The sequence below is a fragment of the Acidisphaera sp. L21 genome (genome assembly GCF_009765685.1).
Classification (GTDB): Bacteria; Pseudomonadota; Alphaproteobacteria; order Acetobacterales; family Acetobacteraceae; genus LMUY01.
This window is the reverse complement of the sequence record NZ_LMUY01000093.1, coordinates 50,801-53,436: the sequence shown is the minus strand read 5'-3', so window position 1 is coordinate 53,436 and position 2,636 is coordinate 50,801. Positions and strand designations below refer to the sequence as shown.

Annotated in this window: 4 protein-coding genes and 1 tRNA gene; 4 read left to right on the top strand and 1 reads right to left on the bottom strand. The window is 58.7% G+C overall.

Going from position 1 to position 2,636, the window contains the following annotated elements; all coding sequences use genetic code 11:
• The first annotated feature begins 428 nt into the window (after nucleotides 1–428).
• The 4 genes from GSQ76_RS18800 (at nucleotide 429) to GSQ76_RS18790 (ending at nucleotide 2,286) form a co-directional block, all read left to right on the top strand.
• Nucleotides 429–1,244: a replication protein RepA gene (locus GSQ76_RS18800; RefSeq protein WP_335904915.1), complete on the top strand. Its 816-nt coding sequence runs from the start codon at nucleotides 429–431 to the stop codon at nucleotides 1,242–1,244.
• A 249-nt stretch (nucleotides 1,245–1,493) separates the two neighbouring features.
• A complete protein-coding gene (locus tag GSQ76_RS30895; RefSeq protein WP_174247368.1) occupies nucleotides 1,494–1,661 on the top strand; it encodes a hypothetical protein in 168 nt (55 codons plus the stop codon).
• A gap of 47 nt (nucleotides 1,662–1,708) precedes the next feature.
• Nucleotides 1,709–2,170, top strand: coding sequence for a hypothetical protein (locus GSQ76_RS18795; RefSeq protein WP_158745667.1), 462 nt, complete (start codon nucleotides 1,709–1,711; stop codon nucleotides 2,168–2,170).
• Between the two features lie 42 nt (nucleotides 2,171–2,212).
• Nucleotides 2,213–2,286, top strand: a tRNA-Ile gene (locus GSQ76_RS18790).
• 66 nt (nucleotides 2,287–2,352) lie between these two features.
• Here GSQ76_RS18790 and GSQ76_RS31230 read toward each other — a convergent pair.
• The coding region (locus GSQ76_RS31230) for a hypothetical protein (protein ID WP_216851147.1) at nucleotides 2,353–2,636 on the bottom strand (284 nt) is incomplete at its 5' end.

The window sequence follows — 2,636 nt, the reverse complement described above, 5'->3', positions numbered from 1 at the left end:
AAGGGCCCTTCAAAGGCGGCCCTGGCAGTATGGGCTGGTAGGTCAACAAGAGCGACTCGGCGCAGATTTACCCCGTGGGGTTAACCGACCGCAGTGCGCTCACCGAGGCCTCAGTTTACCCCGTGGGGAGAACAGACCACTCGTGTGGGGAGAACCGACCGAATCGGGTTTATCCCGTGGGGAGAACCGGTGAAACTACTAATAGAGTCTACTAGTTACTCTACTAGCTTGGTCGGTTAACCCCACAGTTGACAGCCGAGTTTCGTGCTGAGCAGGGTGTCTCGAGAAAGCTTAACGAGAGCGATGTGAACGATCCAGCCGGACCATCCTCCAACATCCACCAACTTGTATTGCTACACGGAAGAGACCGGGCTCGGACAATGGTTTCCGAGAGACAGCGGTCACTTGTAGATATTGCCGCCGAAGTTATGGCTGACGAAAGCCAGCGGATAGGGATCAGTTACACAGGCTTTTGCCTAACCAGCCTGCCGCATAAGAAGCTACCCGATGACCAAACCTGGGAGAAGAAAGGCCATCGGGTCACGCTTTGGATCGAGCCTGGCCGCATGAAGACCCGCGGTAAGGTCGTGACTTACGGTGTCCCCTACGGCGCCCGCGCCCGGATGATCCTACTCTATCTCCAGACCGAGGCCGTCCGCACTGGCAGCCGAGAGGTGGCACTTGGCCGATCCATGCGGGAATGGATGGAACGCATGGGTCTGGCGATCGGCGGCGAGACGGCGAAAAGCCTACGGGAACAGGCTGCGCGTATATCGGCATGCACCCTGAAGTTCTTCTGGGAAAACGAAGAGCAGGAAGGTTGGGCTCGGGGCGGCATCGTCTCATCAGGTCTGCGGTTCAAGCTACCGGAAGACAACCAAGCGAGCCTTTGGGAAGACCGGGTTGTCCTAGACGAGACGTTTTGGCAGGCCCTGCGCGAACACCCGGTCCCACTACTTGAAGCTGCTATCCGGCAGCTTAAGGACCGGAGTATGTCCCTGGACATCTACGTTTGGCTTGCCTGGCGCTGCCATCAACTGAAAAAGCCAACGCCGATCTCTTGGCCAGCCATTTTCGCTCAGTTTGGCGGCGGCTTTGCAGCCATGAAGCACTTCAAACCCAGCTTCGTAGAAGCGATGAGCGCTGCGCTGGCAGCATATCCGGAAGCTCGAACCGAGATTGATGAGCGAGGCGTCACCCTGCACCCATCGCGACCTCCCGTTGGGCGACTAGCGGTCGGTTAACCCCACGCCCAGCTCGTTGGCCGTTTGCCGAGTTCGCTAATCAGAAAGGGCCGCACCCTGCGATAGGGGCGTTGCTGGTGCCCTCTACCACCGGATCGGCCGTGCGGCAGTTCGATCCGATGACCCAGACGTATGCATCGCCGCGGATATATGGCTGATGGTAGCGCCGCATGCATCACGTCGTTGTGTCGCGGTTCCGATCTCCTCCAACTAGTCTTCCACGTTCATGTCCAGAATGGAGGATTTCACATGAAGCAAGAACATACAGAGCAGACGGTGAACCATACTGACGATCAGCAGAACACTGGCAATCACAAGAAGCCCAGGGCCGCAGATGCAGGCGGTGCTGACAAAGTTGGTGGAACCCGTGCTGGTGCCGAAAATGTCGAGCCAAAGAAGGCTGGGACCAAAGCTTGAAGAGCTTAAGATCTGCAGTCGCTGAGCGAGCCGTAATAGCGGTGTGTTTGGCAACGAGTCTCCTCGCCCTGCCCGTGGCGGCGCAAACGGCTCTCAAGCAAGGAACAAACAGCAGTTCGCCCTTTGGATCATCAACACCTTTGGCCGACCTGCCTGCTTACCAGTCCTCTCTTCAGGCTGCACTGGGAGATCTCCGTGACGCTTCTGGTCGGCCTGAAACGGCAAACGCCCCTAATGGCGCCAATGACGAGGAACTCGCCCATGTCGCCGTCGTACGGGCGCTCCAGCAGGCCCTCGGGATCGTGCGGAGTGCACCGAAGACTTTCCAAGATGAACAGGCTTATAAGAACACTGAGAAGGCCGTTCGCTATGACCTGCAAGAAGTGGAAGGCCAGCACGAGCCGACGTCGATGACCAAACCGCTGCACGACGCAATTGCGGCCGTCGAGGCATTAAGCAAGACGGTGGCATCTGCCACTCCAAGTGCGAAAGCATCCGCCAAGGGGTAGTGCAGCTCAGCGCTTCTATCGGGTAAAGAGCGGTCCGCGTGTGCGCCTGTAGCTCAGTTGGTTAGAGCGGGACGCTCATAACGGCTTGGTCGCAGGTTCGAGTCCTGCCGGGCGCATGCACACTGGACCTAAGCCAACCCAGTTTGGGGCGGCCTCGCTATCTGACGAAGCCGCCCCGTGTTTCAGCGGGCGTAGCCTTGGTTGTAGCTACCTTGCCCTGAACCGGAGAATTGCTGCTGGCGCTGATCGTAGTCACGCTGCTCTTCCTGACGCCGCTCCTGCACCGCCATGTGGTGGCCTACGGCGCAACCGGCGATTGCTCCTAGAACACCGTGATGTACCACATGGCCACCAATACCGCCTACAACGGCGCCTGAGAGGCATCCTACCGCTGCGGCGGGCTGCGATAGCGCCGCTGCTCCTACCAGGGTCAGGCCAGCCAATATGAACATGCTTTTCATGGTGG

Excerpts from the sequence above, each read along its gene's own strand:
- GSQ76_RS18800 (WP_335904915.1), top strand. The coding sequence starts at position 429 with ATGGCTGACGAAAGCCAGCGGATAGGGATCAGTTACACAGGCTTTTGC.
- GSQ76_RS30895 (WP_174247368.1), top strand. The coding sequence starts at position 1,494 with ATGAAGCAAGAACATACAGAGCAGACGGTGAACCATACTGACGATCAG.